This is a genomic window from Microcoleus sp. D3_18_C2, from assembly GCF_036702395.1.
Classification (GTDB): Bacteria; Cyanobacteriota; Cyanobacteriia; order Cyanobacteriales; family Microcoleaceae; genus Microcoleus.
This window is the reverse complement of record NZ_JAUBTG010000036.1, coordinates 22,875-42,663: the sequence shown is the minus strand read 5'-3', so window position 1 is coordinate 42,663 and position 19,789 is coordinate 22,875. Positions and strand designations below refer to the sequence as shown.

The following is a 19,789-nucleotide window of genomic DNA, read 5'->3' as shown; positions in this document are numbered from 1 at the left end:
ACCCGGTTTCTGAGTTAACCTGTTGAATTCCATGCTGTTTCTTTCCGTCAGCTCGTTCCTCAGCCAGGTTTTGCATCCAGAACTGAGATATTTCGGTGCGACTTTCATCGCTGGCGGTGAATAACTCTACAAGTCTTGAAACTTGACAATTTTAATCTTTTGGGGTATAGAGCTTGCAACGCAGGCTCTACAAAGTTTATATTTAAAGTAGAAAAGTTGTAATCCCACACAAATGGAAAGTTGCACTGAAAAGTTGCAATTTTAAGGCAGATCGCTACAGGTGCAAAACTAATCGACGATCGCCATCAGGATATTTATATTTTATTAAATGGCTGTGCTTGCCGAATTTTTTAACAGGCACAAAACTTTTGGGCCGCTTACTATTATTGCTAGGAAAGCAAAAAATTAATAATGGACTCATTAAAGATCGAAAATGTCAAGGTGAGGTTCGATCGAGCAAATTTGCTCGAACGCATCGCCAACCGCATTCGCCACTCTCTAGAACTACCCGAAATTCTCAGCGCAACAGCAGCCGAAGTTCAATCCTTCTTGGGAACAGACAGAGTAAAAATCTACAAATTTCATAGCGACGGTAGCGGTGAAGTGATTGCCGAATCAATTAACGGCAACCGCTTGCCCTCCCTATTGGGTTTGCATTTTCCAGCAGACGATATTCCCCCTCACGCCCGCGAACTGTTCGCCCAACTACAGGTGCGATCGATCGTCGATATAGATTCCGGGCAGCTAGGCCAAAGTCCGCGCCGCGAGGCGGTTTCCGGCCAACTACTGCCCGACGAAATGTACTTTCGTGCAGTTGACCCCTGCCACGCTGAATACTTGACTGCACTGGGCGTCAAGGCTTGCTTAGTAGTACCAATTTTTCACGGCGAAGAATTCTGGGGGTTGTTGGTATCTCACCACTCCGAGTCCCGGAGTGTGGCAGAAAACGAACTCCAAGGCGTTCAGATGGTAGCAGATCAGCTTGGCGTCGCCATAACCCAATCAACCCTCCTGGCCCGAGCGATGGCGAAAGCTCAACGGGAAGCTGCCGTCAACCGCGTCGCCGCAGCCCTTAACTCCCAGCCAGCGATTGAACTCCAAACAGCTTTGGCAGAATCGGTAGCAGCACTAGATGCAGCCGGCGGCAGGCTGTGCATTTTCGCCACACCATTCGTTTCCGACAGCAGCCCGGTTACGAATCTAGTTCCCTATTCGGATAACTCCACTGGCGAACTCACAGTCTACACTTGCGGCTCAGGGCCGAAGATGCCAATTTCGGCAAAATACCCGCAGGTTGAGCAATACAGCGTCTGGCACGAATATTTTAAATCCGGCCAGCAACAGGTTTGGGCAATTCCCGACTTGTACCAAATTAGCAGTTTGAGAAGCCTGCAACCTGCATTTCGATCGACCAAAATTCGCAGCATTTTAATCGTACCGCTCAGAGCCCGCCAGCAAATATTCGGTTACTTGACCATTTTTCGAGAAGAATTTGACACCGAAACTCTCTGGGCTAGACAGTTTGATAGCGACGCGCGGCTCGCCCAATCTCGGATATCTTTTGAAGCGTGGAAAGAATCAAAAACTGCCCAAATTCGCGAATGGAAGGGTGAAGAAATTGAATTGCTCCAAATTTTGGGCACGCACTTTTCTAATGCTATTAACCACTACCAACTCGATCAACAAATAGAGGAACTTAACACAAACTTAGAAAATCAAGTTCAAAAGCGCACCGCTCAACTACAGCAGTTGACCCAACAGCAGCAAGTGCTGTTTGAAGTGGTGGCTAAAATGCGGAAATCCCTCGACTTGAACAAGATTTTTAGCACGATGTCCCAGGAAGTGCGACGGGCTTTAAATGCCGATCGAGTGGCAGTTTACCGCTTCGATTCCGCATCAGAATTTAAGGACGGCGAATTCGTTGCCGAAGATGTTTTGCCAAATTTTGTGTCAGCAATGGCAGTCAAAGTGGACGATCGCTGCTTTGGAGAAAACTACGCCAATCTCTATTCTCAGGGGCGAGTTCACGCCATGTCTGACATCAGACAGGCCGGACTGCAAGATTGCTTTCACAAAGTCTTGGAGCAATTTCAGATCAAAGCTACTTTAGTTGCACCGATTATGAAAGGCAACGACCTTTGGGGGTTGCTGTGCGTACACCAATGTTCGGCTCCCCGCAACTGGGAATCTTCCGAAATTAAGTTTGCTACCCAAATTGCCGCTCAGCTCAGTATCGCCATAGAACAAGCAGATTTGCTCGCTCAAACTCAGCAGCAAGCAGTTGAATTGCAGCGGGTAGCAGAGCAGGAGCGAATACTGTTTGAGGTAGTTGCTAAGATTCGACAATCTCTCGATTTAAATACAATTTTTCGTACTACAACTACAGAATTGCGACGGGTATTAAAGGCCGATAGAGTTGGCATTTATCGCTTCGATCCTAGTTTAAATTTTAATGAAGGCGAATTTATTACCGAAGATGTTTTGCCTGGTTTTTCTTCGGCAATGAATGTAAAAGTTCGCGATCATTTTTTTAGCGAAAAATATGCCAAAAAATATAGTCAGGGACAGATACAAGTGCTACAAGATATCGAAAATTCTGGACTTTCAGACTGCCATGTTGCTCTTTTAGCTCAATTTCAAATTAGAGCTCAGGTGATTATGCCGCTGATGAATGGCAGCGAACTTTGGGGTTTGCTGTGCGTGCACCAGTGCAGCGGTTTGCGCCATTGGAACACTTCGGAAATTCAGTTTGCTACGCAAGTTGGAATTCAGTTGAGTGTAGGATTAGAACAAGCAGATTTGTTGGCTAAAACGCGGCAGCAATCAGTTGATTTGCAGTGGGCATCCGAGCAACAGCGGATACTGTTTGAAGTGGTGGCTAAGATTCGAGAATCTCTCGATATCAACGCGATTTTTAAGACTGCTACTCAAGAAGTTTGTCAGTTTATGCAAGTCGATAGAATAGCGGTTTATCGCTTAAATCCTGATTTTAGCGGTCAATATATTGCCGAGTTTGTAAAAAATGGCTGGATGAAATGGGTAGGGGAAGGTATCAATACGGCTTGGCAAGATACTTATTTGCAGTCAAACCAAGGCGGCAAGTATCTGAATAATGAAACTATAGCCGTTGACGATATCTATCAAGCTTGTCACTCCGAGTGTAATGTCCGTATTTTAGAGCAATTTCAGGTGAAGGCTTATGCGATCGCGCCGATTTTTGTAGGACAAGAACTTTGGGGTTTATTGACAGCCTATCAACATTCTGGGCCCCGCTGTTGGGAAAGTTCAGAAGTTAACTTTTTAGCTCAGATTGCCAATCAGTTAGGCGTAGCTATCCAACAAGCCGATTTGCTCGCTCAAACCCGACGCCAAGCAGAACAAATCGCTCAAAGTTTAAAGGATTTGCAGCAGACTCAAGCTCAATTGATTCAAACTGAAAAAATGTCTGGTTTGGGGCAACTGGTAGCCGGGATTGCTCACGAAATTAACAATCCGGTTAATTTTATTTACGGCAATCTCAATCACGCTAGTGAATATACTGCTAGCTTACTGAGCTTGCTGGAACTTTACCAGCAGCAATATCCAGATTATAGTCCTGAAATAGACAAATTGAGTGAAGATATTGACTTGGAATTTCTGCTAGAAGATTTGCCAAAATTGCTATTGTCAATGAAGGTGGGAGCCGATCGCATCCGTCAAATAGTTCTGTCTTTAAGGAATTTCTCTCGTCTTGACGAAAGTCAAATGAAGGCGGTTGATATTCACGAGGGCATTGACAGCACGCTGTTAATTTTACAGCACAGGCTGAAATCTAATGCGGACAGTTCAAACATTGTGCTAGTGAAAGAATACGGCATTTTGCCTCGAGTTGAGTGTTATGCGGGACAGTTGAATCAGGTATTCATGAATGTAATTGGGAATGCGATCGATGCTTTGGAATCGCACAAGTTGCGCGCTGGTCAATCTGTAGCTCCTCAAATTAAAATCTCGACTGCTGTCGGTCAACTTAATGGTACTATTCCTAGCGCGCTGATTCGGATTTCTGATAACGGTACGGGAATTTCGGAATCTATGAGACAACGCATATTTGACCCTTTTTTCACGACTAAGGCAGTGGGAAAAGGTACTGGATTGGGACTGTCAATTAGTTACCAAATTGTGGTAGAGAAACACGGCGGTGTTTTAAAATGCAATTCGGAATTGGGGAAAGGTACTGAGTTTGCGATCGAGATTCCGCTTCGACAGCAGTCATTAGTCATTAGTCATTAGTCATTAGTCATTATTGTTGTAAAATCCAGCAAACAGTCAACACTCAACAATCACGCAGGGTGCAGCCGGAATTGATATAATTCATCTGGGTGCATCTGTGTTTATCTGCCCTCATCTGCGGTAAAAAAAAGAGAATTTATGAACCGCCCCGGACAAGGGATGCACGCTGATTCACGCAGATGCAGAGAAGAGATATATGATATCCAATCCGTTAGCATTGAAATAGTAAATTCGAGTTCACTGTTCACGGCGTTGACTGTTAACGGCGTTGACTGTCAACCGTCAACAGTCAACATCATGTATGAGTGTTACCAAAAATGATATGAATAATTCCGATGCTAAAAGATTTGGAATCAGGCTCGATCGTGCGTATGCGATCGCATAGCCCGGTTGCGGCATCGCGGATGACAGTTGCCTAAGTCCTGGTACAAAAAGATGCCTATTTAATTGACTTTCATAGATTAGTTTCCCTCTTTTGTAGTTCTTGTTGGAGAGTATTCTTGACACGATCGTACTCATCCTCGATTTCAGCCAATAGGGTTGAGGCTCGATCTAGTTCACCAGAGGTACTCATAACTTCTAACCTGCTACAAAGCTCGGCGAGAGGAGCTGCGCTTAGATTTGCACTACTGCCTTTGAGGGTATGAGCCACTCGCTTTAGGGTTTGAGTATCCGCTTGAGCGATCGCTAATTTCATAGCTTGTAGCAACTTTAGAGATTCCTCAAAGTAGCAATTCGCCAGCAAGCTCAAAATCTGGCTTGAATCTTGATCGATGCTGCTACAGAAGGCTTGCAGTTCTGTGAGGTTAACCGCTGGCATCTCAATTTCTGGCTTGTTGCTATCTGATTCCTCCTTTTGGGCCTCCTGCTGCGGTTCCGGGCTGGGTGGACACTGACTCAGCGCTTGGTGAAGAACCTCTACTCGAATTGGTTTACTGATATAGTCATTCATGCCAGCATCAAGACAAACCTGGCGATCGCCCTGCATGGCATTCGCCGTCATGGCAATAATCCTGGGACGAGTATGAGCCGGCCACTCCTGGCAAATACGACGGGTGGCTTCTAGTCCATCCATCTCTGGCATTTGTACATCCATCAGCACGACATCATAAGGCTGGCGATTCAGGGCTTCCAAAACTTCCAATCCATTGGCCGCAACATCGGCCCGGTATCCCAAACGCTCTAACAGCAGCAGTGCCACCTTCTGATTTACCAGATGATCTTCTGCTAAAAGAATTCGCAGTGGGAGTCTCTGGGCCAGTTTCATATCATCCTGAACAGATATAGGAAGTTGTTGTTGAACTTTTTTCGGTTGAGCTTGTAGCACATGGATCAGTATTTGATAGAGCTGGGATTGTTTGATAGGTTTGCTTAAAAAAGCGGCAAAGTGGGTGGAAAGCGCTGAAGAACTCGCTTCTGGGTAGCCCATTGAAGTCAGCAACACTAGGGGTAAACGGTGGCACTTAGGATGCTGGTGGATGGCTGAGGCGAGTGTGAGACCGTCGATTTGTGGCATTTGCATATCTAAAATAGCCACATCAAAGGTTTCTCCACTCTCAAGCCAGTTGAGCGCTTCGACAGCCGATTGGGCAGCTAGACTCTGCATCCCCCAAGTCTCTGCTTGCAACGTCAGAATTTGTCGGTTAGTGGGCTGGTCATCCACGATTAATAAACGCTTGCCAGATAGTTCTGGTACCATTTCCATCGGTTCCGCTAACTCAGTAGCCACAGAGGATGCCACAATCGTGAAGTAGAACGTAGAACCCATTGTGACTCGATTAAGGTTAGTGGCTTGCCATTTTTGTGAAGGGGTTCCTCCGATGTTGCCTCGGCTTTCAACCCAGATCGTGCCGTTCATCGTTTCACTAAGTCGCTTACTAATCGCCAAACCTAAACCAGTCCCTCCATACTGCCGAGTCGTCGAAGCATCTACTTGACTAAAAGACTTGAACAGTCGATCGAGCCGATTGGCTGGAATACCAATGCCTGTATCTTGAATGGCAAACTGGATTTCATACAAGCTTTCTGACAAGTTCCCTGGCTCAGAAATTGTTTTGTCAGAATCAACTAGAGAGGCTTCTACGGAAATGGTAACTTCCCCAGTTTCAGTAAACTTAATCGCATTGTTGAGCAAGTTAACTAGAATCTGACGCAGACGGGTGACATCACCCAAAATCAACTTAGGAGTCTGGGGCTGGATGAAGTAGCCCAACTCAATATCCTTCTCATCTGCTTTAACTGCAAGTTGGTCGATCGCACCTTCTATGCAATCTCTCAAGCTCAAGGGATGCTTTTCTAGCTCCAGTTTGCCCGACTCAATTTTGGAGAAGTCCAGGATGTCGTTGATGATACTCAGAAGCGTATCCCCACTATTGCGAATCGTCTCGATAAAGTCTCGCTGTTGAGCCTTGAGTTCTGTATCCAGCAGTAGTCCCGTCATACCAATAACCGCATTCATGGGAGTGCGAATTTCATGGCTCATCATCGCCAGAAACTCACTTTTGGCTCGGTTCGCAGCTTCTGCTTCCCGTCTAGTTTGCTCCAGGGCAAAGTTTTTGAGAGTTAATTCTTCTCGTTGTCGAGTTTCTTGCTCTAGTAATTGGGCTTGAGCTAGGGCAATTCCTACTTGAGCCGCGACTGATTCTAGCAACTCGATTTGATCGGTAGTCCAATGACGGTAGCGATCGCACTGGTGCAAACAAATGGCACCATTCGGTTCTCCTTGGTAAGAGGTTCGCACTGCTAATGTCGATCTCAATTTGAGACTGGTACAAATTGAATGAGCACAGGTGAGCAATGATTCGCAGTAGACATCCGGGGAGGCGATCGCTTCATCTTGAGCCATCAACCGTTTTGTATAAGCAGGACTGGCCACCAGAATGTCATGCTCCCCGCTGGGGGCACATCCCACTGCTAGATACTCTGCAACGACAGGAAACTGAGGCAGTGGATTGTCCTGGTATGTGCTAATTAAACAGCGACTCACCCCAAAAGTTTGCCCAATCTGAATAGCAGCCGTTGCAAATATCTGCTCAGCATTAAGGCTTTGACGAATTTCTTGGGTAATTTGCTTCAGCAGTAGGGCTTTTTGCAACTGTCGTTGTAGTGCTTCTTCTGCCTGCTTGCGATCGCTAATATCCTTCATGAAGCAATGATGTCCAACAAACACATTTTGCTCGTCATAAGCAGAGACCATCACCACTTGTTTATAGAAGCTAGAGCCATTTTTTCGCATTCCCCTAGCTTCGGCTTCGACTCTGCCCTCTCTCAACATTTGCTCATAAGCAGCCCCCATCTTCTCAACATCTTCAGGATGAACGGTTCTTTGCCACTCCATCCCTAGCATTTCCTCGGGCTGATATCCACAGATGGCAGCATAAGTAACATTGACAGAGATATAGCGTCCTTGAGGGTTCAGCCGAGAAATCCCTGCCACGGCATTTTCTAGCGCCGCACTCATTTGTTGCAGTTCCGCTTCGGCTCGTTTGCGATCGCTAATTTCAATTAGAATGCAACCCACTGCTATACCCTGCTCTGCATCCTTGAAAATGGGAAAGTGAGAAACGAGCCAGTGGCGCTTGACACCCGTTTGACTGGATAGTGCTGTGCTCATTTCCAAGTTGATGGAAGGTTTTCCTGTCGTTAAAACCTGTTGTAACAGTGCATTTACACTAGGAGCAAATTCCCCCAAAATATCCTCGGTTGTCTTACCTAAGTGAGCCTCCACAGAGTGGCCATTAAATTCAGCTAGTGCCTCATTGATTTGTAAAAATTTAAACTGCCGATCGTGGATACACAGCCCCACCCCTGCTAGGGAAGCTCCTTTAAAGAAAGCATTCAATAATTGCTCTCTGGCTTGAATTTCCTGCTCTAAGTTTTTGCGATCGGTAATATCGCTCTGAGAACCAGTCATACGGACAACTTTGCCCGCTTCATCCGAAAGCGCCTGCCCTCGAGCCAGAATCCACTTGTAGCTCCCATCCTTACAAAGAACTCGATGTTCTGTAATATAAAAAGAAGTTTTGCCCTCAAAGTGATCTTGAATTATTTGCAAGACGCAACCGAGATCATCGGGATGCACCCGCTTGCTCCATTCGTCCAGGTGATGGGAAATTTCATGGTCTTCGTAGCCCAACATTTCTTTCCAGCGAGCCGAGAAGAATACTTCATTAGTGTTGACGTTCCAATCCCATACCCCTTCATTACTACCACGTAGGGCGAGTTCCCACCGCTCTTCACTCGCTTGCAGAGCGACTTCTGCCTGATGCCGTTCGATTTCACTACCAATCCACTGAGCCATCAGCTTCAGTAATTCCACATGGGCAGATTTAAAGCTGTCTGCACGGGGAGATTTACTAGAAAAGCTGAGGGTACTGTAGACTTTGCCTGCAACTAAAACTCGTGTTCCAATATAAGCTTCCATGCCAAAGGCAAGATAGGCAGGATGGTGACGCCATTTTGAGGTGCCTGTATGTTGGATGGTTAGGGGTTCATTTGTGTCTAAAGCTTCACAGCACAAAGTTTGCTTAATATCAAAGACATCACCTGGTTTCAGGACTTCATCGGGCGATCGCACAACCATCACCTCATAACGGTTATCTTGCACACGAGCCAAGACGCCACTTTCCAGCCCAAAATTCTGACATCCCATGTCAATCAAAGCTTGAATGCGCTGCTCAAAATTGAGATTTTGGGTAGCAGTGACTTCATATAAAGCTCGTATCGCCGCCTCTCTCGTTCTTAGTTCAGTTTCGGCTTGTTTACGTCTCTTAATTTCAGCTTTCAGAGAGCGATTGATTATGGATAATTTTTGCGTTCGTTCTTGAACCCGCTGTTCTAATGTAGCGTTGGCGTGTTTAATCTCCCTAAATTTTTGATAAAGCGCGATCGCCATCAATTGAAAATTGCCAGCAAGCTCATTGATTTCACTAACAGAGCTATGTTTCCATTCAAATGTTTCTTCTGAAAGCTTGTTGGGTAAGTCAGTAGTCGCACGAGCTAAATAGGATAATGGCTGGACCAGTCGTTCGCTAACCAGCGTTGCAAACAAAAATGCCAACATTGTGACGAGGAGTAGAATACTCAAGTCAGCCTTGTAGCGATTTTGTAAATTTTCTACATAGGGATCGGCTGGAATTTCTAAGCGTAATTTCCAGTCCAGAGCGGGGCTAATGGTAAATTCCTGTATATACAGAGAATTTTTCCAACGGATCATCGGATTCTTGCCCTTGCTAGGAAGCCACTGCTGCAAGGTTCCCTCTAAGGTGCGAGTGCTGCCGTCCTTTGACCCCGGAACACTGGTCAAAAGCTTTTGGTCGGATTGATTACTGGCAATGACTCGGTTGTTTTGATCTAGCAATGTAATGCCTAGTTGCTGATTGTTTCTCTGGAAAATGTAGAGAGCTTTGATCTGGCTCAATCCTAATGAACCGTGGACCAGCCCAAGAAAATTACCTTGAAGTTGCAGGGGTACATTCAATCCTACATGAGGTTCGTCCAGTAATATATCTTTGTGGATAGGAGTCATCCAAGGTCTCAACCGCTCTTGAGCCAGGGGAATTAGAGATTGATGTTCCGTGCTTTGTTCCATCAACCGCCGGCGGGTTGGATTTAAAAGAGAAGAAGTAGCTAAAATGGTTCCCGATGAATCGGCAACATAAATTTTGTCGAAATCTGGCAACACCTGCTCGATCAGGCTAATGTTTTGTTGTAGCTCCTCGGATGATTTAATCGCTGTATTAGCAGCAGTGCCGGCTTCAGGCATGAGCGATTTTTCAGCTAATGTATTCAAAGCTAAGAGATGTCGCTGATGCCATCTAGATATTGCGCTAGTGAGACTTTTTGCGTTTGTTCGTAACTCCGTTTGCACCGTCGTTTGGATTTGACCTACCAAGGATCTACCATCAAAAACTAATAGCATCAGTCCTGGAAGAAAGACAAAAGCTACCAACAGATGAAAAATAGTTTGTTGTAAAGAGAGGGCGAGATGCTTTGAAGCACCAATCCACCTATAAATCGGCGCATACGAAATGATTAAGCTGGCAACTAAGGCATTAAAAATGCCGTTGACTGCTTGCTTGCACATAACGAGGATGGTCTGATTCGCCTCCATGTGCATCATTTGACCGTAGAAAAGCCAGAGGAGGGGCATTCCAATTAAGAACCAGTAAATCCCATCGAATAAAAGGATATTTGGCTGTTTGCGCTTCTTGCAAAGAAACCCTACAAACAGAGCCTCAATTACCAAAATAATCGTGGCGTATGGATGATGCCACAGGATATAAGTATAGCTGCCTGCAATTAAACCAGCCCAGCCTCCCCAGCCCAAGCCGAAGTAGTAAGTAATAATCAGTATGGGAATACTGCCAAAGAGGAAATCAACCCCAAAGAAAAGAGACAAACTGAAATAGTTGCCCAGAACACCCGCACCAATGAGAAGGGCGATCGCACCTAACCATCTTTTATTACCCATTGAGCTAGCCCCTCCCATAAACTTTTATAATCGCTAGTTGCTGAATATGACCTGATTCCAATAAAAAAAGCGCCATAGAGCCGATCTGTTATTTACCTGACAGTTTCCATGAAGCTCGCACCACCGATGATTTAGGCTCTAAGACTAAAATTAAGGCTTACTTATGCAGGACTTGAGTTCTCGATCGACTTTTTTATTAATATGGTTCACGAACCAATCTAGCAATTGTTCATTAAGCTTAATCGCTAACGAAAGGCTCGATCCTTTGGTTTGTAGCTCTTGCTTAACTTCACTCAGTGTTTTAATAAATTTGGTATGCGCCGCTGCATTGTTAGATGCAACTGGGCATTTATATCTTTGCATACAAGTTTCTTCAAATCCGAAGTGTTGGGCTACATACAAGTCTAAAAAATCTACAATACCTTTTATTTCTTCCTTTCCACAGTTTGCGAACATGGCATCCACTAAGGTATTGAGTAGAGCCATCCATTGTTTATGCTGGCGGTCAATTTCGGGAATACCAATAGTTAACGAATCATTCCAAATGACGAGAAACATAGTTTTTACCCTTATAATTTAACCGATAAATTCATTGACTGTATGAATGTTGGTACAAAAAGTATTACGACCTTTATCTTTTGCTTGATAAAGTGCTGCATCGGCTGCAGCAATTAAAGTTTCTGGTAAGCTTTCTTGGTTAGGAATAACACTGGTAATACCGAAACTGAGCGTAATACAATGATGCGGAGAACTCTTATGAACTATTGCTAAATCTTGGATGCGATCCTGCATTTGCTTAACGATTTGGACGGCTCCCTCAAGCTCGGTGTCCGATAAAATCACTACAAATTCTTCACCTCCATAACGTGCTACTAAATCTCCCGCTCGATTAATACTGCGATTGAGAGCTGTCGCAACTTGCTGTAAACATAGATCCCCTGCTTGGTGTCCATAAGTATCGTTGTAAGGCTTGAAGAAATCGATATCACACAAAATTAGTGACAAAGGAGTTTGCTGCCTCGTCATGCGTCGCCACTCCTCCTCTAGCTGTTGGTCAAACTGACGGCGATTGGCAATCTGAGTCAAACCGTCAATTGACGCGAGGTATTTTAATTGTCGATTGGCGGCCTCTAGCTGGTTGTAAAGTAGGGTTTGTTGCTGTTGCAAATGGAATTGCTTAATCAACCCTCGCACTCTCTGTCGCAAAACAGCCCAGTGAATCGGCTTAGTGATATAGTCAGCCGCTCCCGCTGCAAACGCTCGATCGACAGATTCTTTGTCTTCTAAGCTAGTAATCATCAAAATAGGTGGGCGATCGCTCTGAGGCACTTCAGATAATTTTTGACAACAAGCAAAACCATCCATAGTAGGCATCACTGCATCTAGCAGGATCAGGTCTGGATGTACTTCCTCATAAGCTACTAGCCCTGTCAACCCATCAGTAGCTTCGGCCACTCGGTATTTTTCCTTCTGTAAATACAGTCGCAGTTGCAAACGAATCAAGGCATCGTCATCCACAATGAGAATTAGAGGGGACGGTGCCGTAGATGGGTTAGTGGAAATGGCTGAGTCTTCTAATGATTGATACATACGTCAGGGTGTATCTTAAGCTCTGCAAACATTTTAGCGTAGCATATTTTGAGCTTGAGATAGAAAGTGAAAATAGGGCAAATATGTCATAAATTATACACCAGCTAAGCTTCCGCAACAACATCTTAGGCAGCGTCGGGTTTGTTAAACCACCAACCACAGTCTACTTAAAATTTATCGCTTTTTTTGGGAGAGAGAAAGTCTGGTAACTCGCGCTAATTTTTGTAAATATGTAATTATTTTTGGGGGCGTTAAACAGTTTTTACAACGCCGAGCGAGCTTTGACGAACGATCGCCAGGTATCGCGCGATCGTCGCTGGCATAATATGCTAGATTTCTCAACTTAATTCAGCCTTTTTCAGGTGCATCAAATTCCGGCCTCATCTTTGAGCGATCGTCCGCTCTATTTTTGGGAAATACATCTGATGTCACACTCTCACGTATAGCTTCGCCCTGGGTTGAGCGTTTGTTCGCACCAGGAAGCTCTGACTGCACAAAAGCGTAAGCTTTGTTAAGAAACATTTACAGCATTCTGCGCGCTCTGGGATAGGTTTTTGGTCTCTTTTCTCCCAATAATTCCCTAGATAGTGTATAAACTCGTGTCTTTGGGCTTGAGTAGGGAACACATCGTCAAAGCGTTGGCACCATCTTTCAAAGCATGGGGGTATGGAAGCTATACTATAGCAATTCTCGCATCATTTGTGAATTTCTTACGGACTCCCCGCGAGTTCGGGGAGGGTTGGAGTGGGGTAAAAAATTTATGACTCCTGCAAGCATTGCTATATACTATAATCACTGGGAAAGAGTCAATTAACTTGATGGAGATCACTTACTATGGCAGTAGCACTCCCTGATTTTTCTCAAAATTTTTCTCAAAGCGTTCAAAAAACGAAAGAAGTTTGGACGGAACAAGTCGGAAAAGCAGTGAATTCTGTTTCCGAAGCAACAGCAGAAGCTAAATCTTCGGGAGCATCTCACCTTTGCAGCCCTCCGCTAGAAATTGGAGTTTTGAGGCAGGAGGCAGGAGGCAGGAGGCAGGAGGCAGGAGGCAGAAGGAAAGAGGCAGAAGGAAGGAGCCAGAAGAAGTATTTTTACAAATATGAGATGCTCCCAAATCTTCTCTCTCCGAAACTGAATCTCAGGCAAAAGAAGCTCTCACTCAAACTACGAATTCTGCCGTTAATACTGTTAATCAAGCTACGAACAATGCTTTAGGTACTGTAGCGGAAAAAACAGAAAAAACTAGAATTTCTATATCGGAAGTCGCGAATCAAGCAGTTAGTCGCGTCAGTGAAAGTACCAACAAAGCTGTTGATGCTGTTTCTCACTCTGTGGCAACAGAAGAAAGAAACTATTAATCAAACTACTAACTCTGCGGTCAATACTCTGAATCAAAGCACTAGCCAAGCTGTAGAGAGTGTAAATCAAGCTACAGAAAAGGCTAAGGCTTCATTAGAAGATAGCATTAACAAGGCGGGAAATATGAGTGATGCCGCTTCCAATGCCATCCAAAGTGCTATCAATGGTAATATTAAAGATTGGATTTATTCTCACCCTCTCGTCTTCTGGTTGGTGAATCACCCCTTGGTATCTTTAGCAATTTTGCTGCTATTTATATTGAGTATCTTAGGTTTTTTTCAGGCTTTAGGTAGCTTGTTTGCAAAAGGCTGGTTATTTATTCTGCAAAGCCCTGTAAAATTTATGCAAGGGGTTTTGAGTTTCGGCTCTAAATCTGTAAGTAATTTCGGTGGAGTGGCTGTAAACTCCTTGGTTTCAAAGAATCTAGAATACAACAATAATTCAGCTTTACAAGTGAGGGGAGTTGAATCAAACAGTTTGGAGTCTCAAGAACGACTTGCTAATATTTTGACAAGGTTGGAGGCAATTCGACAAGAGCAGAATCAGCTTTTACAAGAGGCGTCGGCTATTTTAGGCAACAAATTTAAGGCAAAGTGAGAAGGTGTGGGGCGATCGCAACTCGTGGTAAATTTAATACATCCAGGCTTTCCATCAAAGCCTGATACATGAAGGCTTGTAGTCGATCGCTCAAAACGCCATGCCCGATTCCGAATTTTCCGATGATCTAAAATGGACGCCAGAAGCCAAGGCGAAGCTGAAAAATATTCCCTATTTTGTCCGGGGACAAGCTCGCGTCCGCATCGAGCAGTTGGCCCGCGAAGCCGAAACCGAAGTCGTCACCGTTGACTTAGTTGAGCAAGCTCGTATTGAGTTTGGGCAATAAGGGCTCGAAATGTACCCTAAAGCTTTACACTATAATTTGCCTGATTTTGATGTTCACAGAGCTACTGAGTCACCCGTGCGGAAAATAGTTATTGCTGGCAACTGGAAAATGTACAAAACTAGGACTGAATCCCTAGAATTTCTTCAAGGATTCATGTCCTGCCTGACGGAAACCCCAGAGGAACGGGAAGTCGTGCTTTGCGTTCCCTTCACTTCCTTGGCTGTCCTCTCGAAAAATTTGCACGGCAGCCGGATTAGACTCGGTGCTCAGAACGTTCACTGGCAAGAGTCTGGAGCTTTTACTGGGGAAATTTCCGGGCCAATGCTTAGTGAACTTGGTGTCCGTTATGTCATCATCGGCCACAGCGAACGGCGCCAATATTTTGGGGAAACTGACGAAACGGTGAATTTGCGGCTGAAAGCTGCTCAGAAATACGATTTAATTCCGATTCTGTGCGTTGGGGAAACCAAGCAGCAGCGAGATGCAGGGGAAACTGAATCTCACATTTTTTCTCAGTTGGCAAAAGATTTGGTTGGTGTTGACCAGCAGAAATTGGTAATTGCTTACGAACCGATTTGGGCCATTGGCACTGGCGATACTTGCGAAACGAAGGAAGCTAACCGAGTTATTGGTTTGATTCGCAGTAAATTGACTAATCCTGACGTGCCAATTCAGTACGGTGGCTCTGTTAAACCGGAGAATATTGATGAAGTTATGGCGATGCCTGAGATTGACGGGGTTCTGGTAGGCGGTGCGAGTTTGGAAGCTGCGAGTTTTGCTCGAATTGTCAATTATCAGTAATTAGGTAATTGCTAATTGCTAATTGGTAATTGTTAATTGGTAATTGGAACAAGGCAGCGGGAATTAAACAGCGATCGCCTACAATTGTGATGTGCCGTTCAGTGTTTCTCGGATCGGGAGAATTAACCTATGACTGCGATCGTTAAACCCAAACCCGCCTTAGACGAGTTCCTCAAACTTCCTGAAACTGAACCGGCCTCAGAATTTCTTGAGGGAGAAATCATTCAGAAGCCGATGCCTCAAGGTGAACACAGCGTACTTCAAGGTGAACTCTGCAAGACTATCAATCAAGTAGCGAAAACTCGGAAAATTGCCAATGCTTTTCCCGAGTTGCGCTGCACTTTTGGCGAGGCATCAATCGTGCCAGATGTAGCAGTATTCCTATGGGAAAGAATTCCTTTTTTGCCGTCGGGTAGAATTGCTAACCGCTTTGACATTAATCCTGACTGGTCGATAGAAATTCTGTCTCCAAACCAAAGCCAAACAAAAGTGCTGAGTAACTTACTCCACTGTTCGCGAAACGGCACTGAGTTGGGGTGGTTACTAGATCCAGAAGAAGAGAGTATTTTGGCAGTATTTCCAGGACAAAAAGTAGAACTGTACAAAGGTGCAGCTCGGTTGCCAATAATTGATAAAATTGAATTAGAATTGACAGTTGATACTGTTTTTAGCTGGTTGAGTTTTGGTTGAACAGTCTTGGACGCATTAAGACTCAAAGAAACCGGGTTTTTTACAGAATCTGTGGGTGGAAACGAAATATTGTCGTGAAAAAACCCGGTTTCTGGCTACCCGTGCGTTCAGTCAGATATCAAATCCCACGATCGCCATGACAAATAACCCAGAAAAAATTACCATTAGAAATAAAGTTTTTGATTGGGGAAAACGCACTTATTTAATGGGCGTTTTGAACGTAACCCCTGACAGTTTTAGTGACGGCGGAGATTTCTATACCATAGAATCTGCTTTGGCGCAAGCGGAAAACATGGTAAAATGTGGAGTTGATATTATTGATATTGGCGGTCAATCTACTCGGCCCGGTGCAGTGGAAATATCATTAGGAGATGAGATCGATCGCGTTATACCTGTAGTACAAACACTGCGACAAAAAGCCGATATTTTTGGCTCAGTTCCTATTTCAGTCGATACTACCAGAGCGCAGGTTGCGAAAGCTGCGGTAGAGGCGGGAGCTGATATCATCAATGATATTTCGGGAGCGACTTTTGACTCGGAAATGCTGTCAACGGTTGCTCAGTTAAAAGTGCCAATAATTTTGATGCACATTCGGGGAACTCCCCAGACGATGCAACAAATGACAGATTATCGGGATTTAATCGGGGAAATTGGGGAATTTTTCGAGAGTCGAATTGCGGCAGCAGTTGCGGCGGGGATTGACAAATCTCAAATAATTCTCGACCCTGGTATTGGCTTTGCTAAGAATTACAGTCAAAACTTAGAAATTCTGCGAGAGTTGCGAAAATTCCGTGTTTTAAACTGTCCGATTTTAGTCGGAGTATCGCGAAAAAGCTTCATCGGTCACATTTTGAATCAGCCAGAAGCGAAACAAAGAGTTTGGGGGACAGCGGCGGCTTGTACAGGTGCGATCGCAAATTTGGCAGATATCTTGCGAGTTCACGATGTCAGAGAAATGCACGATGTTTGTCTGGTTGCCGACGCTATCTTCAGAAATCAGTCTTGAGAAGTGGGAGTATCAATAACTTTCATTTCCCCGCCCTCAGAATGAATCACATCGGGCATAGAACCCATCAGTTCGCCCAGAGCTTCGCTCATGCTTCTGGGGTCCATAAACAGAATTTTGGCATTGTCGCTTTCGCCCAATTTTTGTTGAGCGTCTAAGTATTTTTCCGTTACTAAGTAATTCAAAACTTGCTTGCTATTCGGATGGGAGTCTAAAGCTTCAACTAAGAGCCTCATGTACTCCTTAGTACCGATCGCCTTATTGACCATTGCTTGCCACTCGCTCTTGGTAGCGCGCTCCAATTCCATAGCTTCTTGCACCCTTTTCGGAGGTGTAATGCTTTGAATTTCCACCCGAATTACTTTGACACCCCAAGTTTCGGTAGCTTCGTCCAACTTTTTGAGTAACTTTTTATTCATGTCATCTCGGGAACCCAAGATGTCTTGCATGGGCAATCGACCAATTTCAGCGCGAAACGTCGTTAAAACTAAGTTGGCGATCGCATTTTCAATTTGATCGATTCCATAATAAGCTTTCTGTAAATTGACAACCCGCCAATACACAACGGCATCGACTTCGAGAGCCACATTATCTCCCGTGATTGCTGACTGAGGTTTAATGTCTAAAACTCTTTCACGGCTTGTGTCCACGCAGACGACTTTTTCGACCAGGGGACTGATAAAGTGGAATCCTGGCTTGAGGGTGCGCTTGTATTGACCCAAACGTTCCACTAAAGCTTCGTCGCCACCGCTGACTATTTTGACGCTTGAGTTAACAGCGTAGCCGAGGATGAGCGCAAAGAGCATGGTAAGAATAGACTGCCCCATTTCTATTTTCCTGCTAAGGTTGACTGAGAATCGATCGGAATTCTACTCTAATTTAACTCAAACTCGGCCCCGCAGTGCTAAAATATCTCGACTGTTGCGACAAGGTAAATTATTTTTTGTAAATTCCCGGAACAACCCGACCAAACAGGATACCATAGGAGATGCCAGCAAAAAACAACCATCATGACTCGCTTGAGTCACCCCCCGAGAAGCCTGTAAACTCCTCTCGGTTTCCCAAAAGACCCTTAGAAACTGGGACGAAGCAGGAAAAATCAAGACAATTAGAACTCCTACCAACCAGCGACGTTACGACATTGACTCAGTGTTCAGTGACGGACTCCATCCAAGAATCACCGCCCTCTACTGCCGAGTTAGCAGGGCCACACAAAAAGAAGACCTCAACCGACAAATCAGCTACCTCCAAGGAATCTACCCGCAAGGCCAAGTCTTCCAAGATATCGGAGGGGGACTCAATTTCAAAAGAAAAAGTCTTCTTGCCCTTTTGGGACAAGTCATGTCAGGAACTATCAGCCCAATTGTGGTCTTCCACCTTGACCGACTCGCAAGGTTTGGTTGTGACCTCATCAGAGGGGTGTGCGAACAAAACGATTGCAAACTCGTGGTTCTCGGTCGCACAGAACTATCTCCAGAAAGAGAAATCATTGAAGATATCCTTGCCATCATCCACGTATTCAGTTGCCGATTGTACGGACTCCGCAAGTACAAATCTACTATCAAAGAAGATCCGAGTTTACCCGGAAACGAAATTAGCAGCAACCTGGAGAACTTGGATAGCTGCTAGTCGGTGGTGTTACAACCAAGCAATTGCTATCCTCAAAACCCAGAAAATTGGTAAATACGCTCTGCGAAAGCAGATTATGGATAGCGCGCCAGATTGGGTAAAACTACAACCTTACAATCCCAGACAGCTAGCAGTATTTCAAGCATTTGAAGCCCACAAAGCTGCTAAAAAGTCGGGAGGTTCAGCTAAATTCAGAACCTGTCGAGATACGTCTCAAACCATTAGATTTCAAACTGACAACTGGAAATCAAGTACGTTTTACCCTCAAGGGACCAAAGGCTTAAGCTTTAAGTCAGCAGAACCAATTTTGGATGTCATGCAGCACGAGCCAAGCCTAAGCTTAATTAACGGTCAGTGGTTTGTAAGTTATGCAGTCAAGCAAAGCAAGCCTGCTGCGACAGACTCAAGACTGGCTGTGGCACTCGACCCCGGTGTAAGAACTTTTATGACGGGTTTCGACGGGCAGGAGGTACTAGAGGTGGGCAAGTATGATATTGGCAGAATCTACCGTCTTGCTAGGCATCTAGATAAAATAATGAGTCGAATCGGCAACAGCAAGGGGAGAAGTTTTAAACGACTTCGCTATTGCTTGAGAAAAGCTGCATCTAAAATCAGAAACCAAATTAAAAATTTGGTTTCTGAATTGCACAAAAAAACGGCGAAATATCTGTGTGACAAATACAAGGTAATCTTTCTGCCGACTTTCGAGACTCAGCAGATGGTGAAGAAAGGCAAGCGTCGCCTGACTGCGAAAACAGCTAGAGCGATGGTGACTTTGAGTCACTATAAATTCAAACAAACGTTGAAGCATCAAGCAGCCAAACATGGTTGTGTTGTAGTAGACGTAACAGAAGAGTATACATCTAAGACCTGTTCAAAGTGCGGTCACATTCATACAAAACTAGGAGGCAAAAAGCATTTTGCTTGCCCCTCCTGCGGTCACAAACTAGACCGGGATACCAATGGCGCTTTTAACATTTTGTTGAAAGCTTTGAGAGATACCTCTTTGACTGGAATTCTTGCTGATTTCCAAGTCTTACCATACTCAGCAATCTCGGACTTCCGGGAATTGCCGGGTTAAATGTATCTG

Annotated in this window: 12 protein-coding genes and 1 pseudogene; 9 read left to right on the top strand and 4 right to left on the bottom strand. The window is 44.8% G+C overall.

What is annotated here, in order from left to right; translation table 11 throughout:
• The first annotated feature begins 411 nt into the window (after positions 1–411).
• On the top strand, positions 412–4,269 hold the full coding sequence (locus QUA88_RS19920; RefSeq protein ID WP_333211446.1) for a GAF domain-containing protein: 3,858 nt from the start codon (positions 412–414) through the stop codon (positions 4,267–4,269).
• A 454-nt stretch (positions 4,270–4,723) separates the two neighbouring features.
• Here the strand turns inward: QUA88_RS19920 and QUA88_RS19915 are convergent, their stop codons facing one another.
• The 3 genes from QUA88_RS19915 to QUA88_RS19905 form a co-directional block, all read right to left on the bottom strand.
• Positions 4,724–10,741: a response regulator gene (locus tag QUA88_RS19915; RefSeq protein ID WP_333273350.1), complete on the bottom strand. Its 6,018-nt coding sequence runs from the start codon at positions 10,739–10,741 to the stop codon at positions 4,724–4,726.
• A 150-nt stretch (positions 10,742–10,891) separates the two neighbouring features.
• Complete coding sequence (locus QUA88_RS19910) at positions 10,892–11,299, bottom strand: hemerythrin family protein (RefSeq protein WP_333273347.1); 408 nt, start codon at positions 11,297–11,299, stop codon at positions 10,892–10,894.
• Positions 11,300–11,317: 18 nt separating this feature from the next.
• Positions 11,318–12,331: a PleD family two-component system response regulator gene (locus QUA88_RS19905; RefSeq protein WP_333273344.1), complete on the bottom strand. Its 1,014-nt coding sequence runs from the start codon at positions 12,329–12,331 to the stop codon at positions 11,318–11,320.
• Between the two features lie 834 nt (positions 12,332–13,165).
• On the opposite strand from QUA88_RS19905, the gene QUA88_RS19900 reads away from it, so the two are divergent.
• From QUA88_RS19900 to folP, 6 genes are all read left to right on the top strand, one after another.
• Positions 13,166–13,546: a hypothetical protein gene (locus tag QUA88_RS19900; RefSeq protein ID WP_333273341.1), complete on the top strand. Its 381-nt coding sequence runs from the start codon at positions 13,166–13,168 to the stop codon at positions 13,544–13,546.
• A gap of 75 nt (positions 13,547–13,621) precedes the next feature.
• Positions 13,622–14,287, top strand: a complete 666-nt coding sequence (locus tag QUA88_RS19895) for a hypothetical protein (RefSeq protein WP_333273338.1) — start codon at positions 13,622–13,624, stop codon at positions 14,285–14,287.
• A 100-nt stretch (positions 14,288–14,387) separates the two neighbouring features.
• Positions 14,388–14,573, top strand: coding sequence for a PCP reductase family protein (locus QUA88_RS19890; protein WP_006633749.1), 186 nt, complete (start codon positions 14,388–14,390; stop codon positions 14,571–14,573).
• Between the two features lie 75 nt (positions 14,574–14,648).
• A complete protein-coding gene (gene tpiA, locus QUA88_RS19885) occupies positions 14,649–15,374 on the top strand; it encodes a triose-phosphate isomerase (protein WP_333057405.1) in 726 nt (241 codons plus the stop codon).
• 129 nt (positions 15,375–15,503) lie between these two features.
• Entirely contained in the window at positions 15,504–16,064 is a 561-nt protein-coding gene (locus QUA88_RS19880) for a Uma2 family endonuclease (protein WP_333057375.1), read from the top strand.
• A gap of 136 nt (positions 16,065–16,200) precedes the next feature.
• Positions 16,201–17,070, top strand: coding sequence for a dihydropteroate synthase (folP, locus tag QUA88_RS19875; RefSeq protein WP_333273335.1), 870 nt, complete (start codon positions 16,201–16,203; stop codon positions 17,068–17,070).
• On the opposite strand, the gene QUA88_RS19870 is transcribed toward folP, so the two are convergent.
• The gene (locus QUA88_RS19870) at positions 17,061–17,897 is read right to left on the bottom strand and encodes a stomatin-like protein (protein WP_333273332.1); all 837 of its coding nucleotides are present in this window, start codon (positions 17,895–17,897) and stop codon (positions 17,061–17,063) included. The genes folP and QUA88_RS19870 overlap by 10 nt on opposite strands.
• A gap of 196 nt (positions 17,898–18,093) precedes the next feature.
• Between QUA88_RS19870 and QUA88_RS19865 the strand changes: the two are divergent.
• Positions 18,094–18,699: pseudogene (locus QUA88_RS19865) on the top strand (IS607 family transposase); the annotation flags it as partial.
• A complete protein-coding gene (locus QUA88_RS19860) occupies positions 18,641–19,780 on the top strand; it encodes a transposase (RefSeq protein WP_333211475.1) in 1,140 nt (379 codons plus the stop codon). The pseudogene QUA88_RS19865 and the gene QUA88_RS19860, both read left to right, overlap by 59 nt.
• The last annotated feature ends 9 nt before the right edge of the window (positions 19,781–19,789 follow it).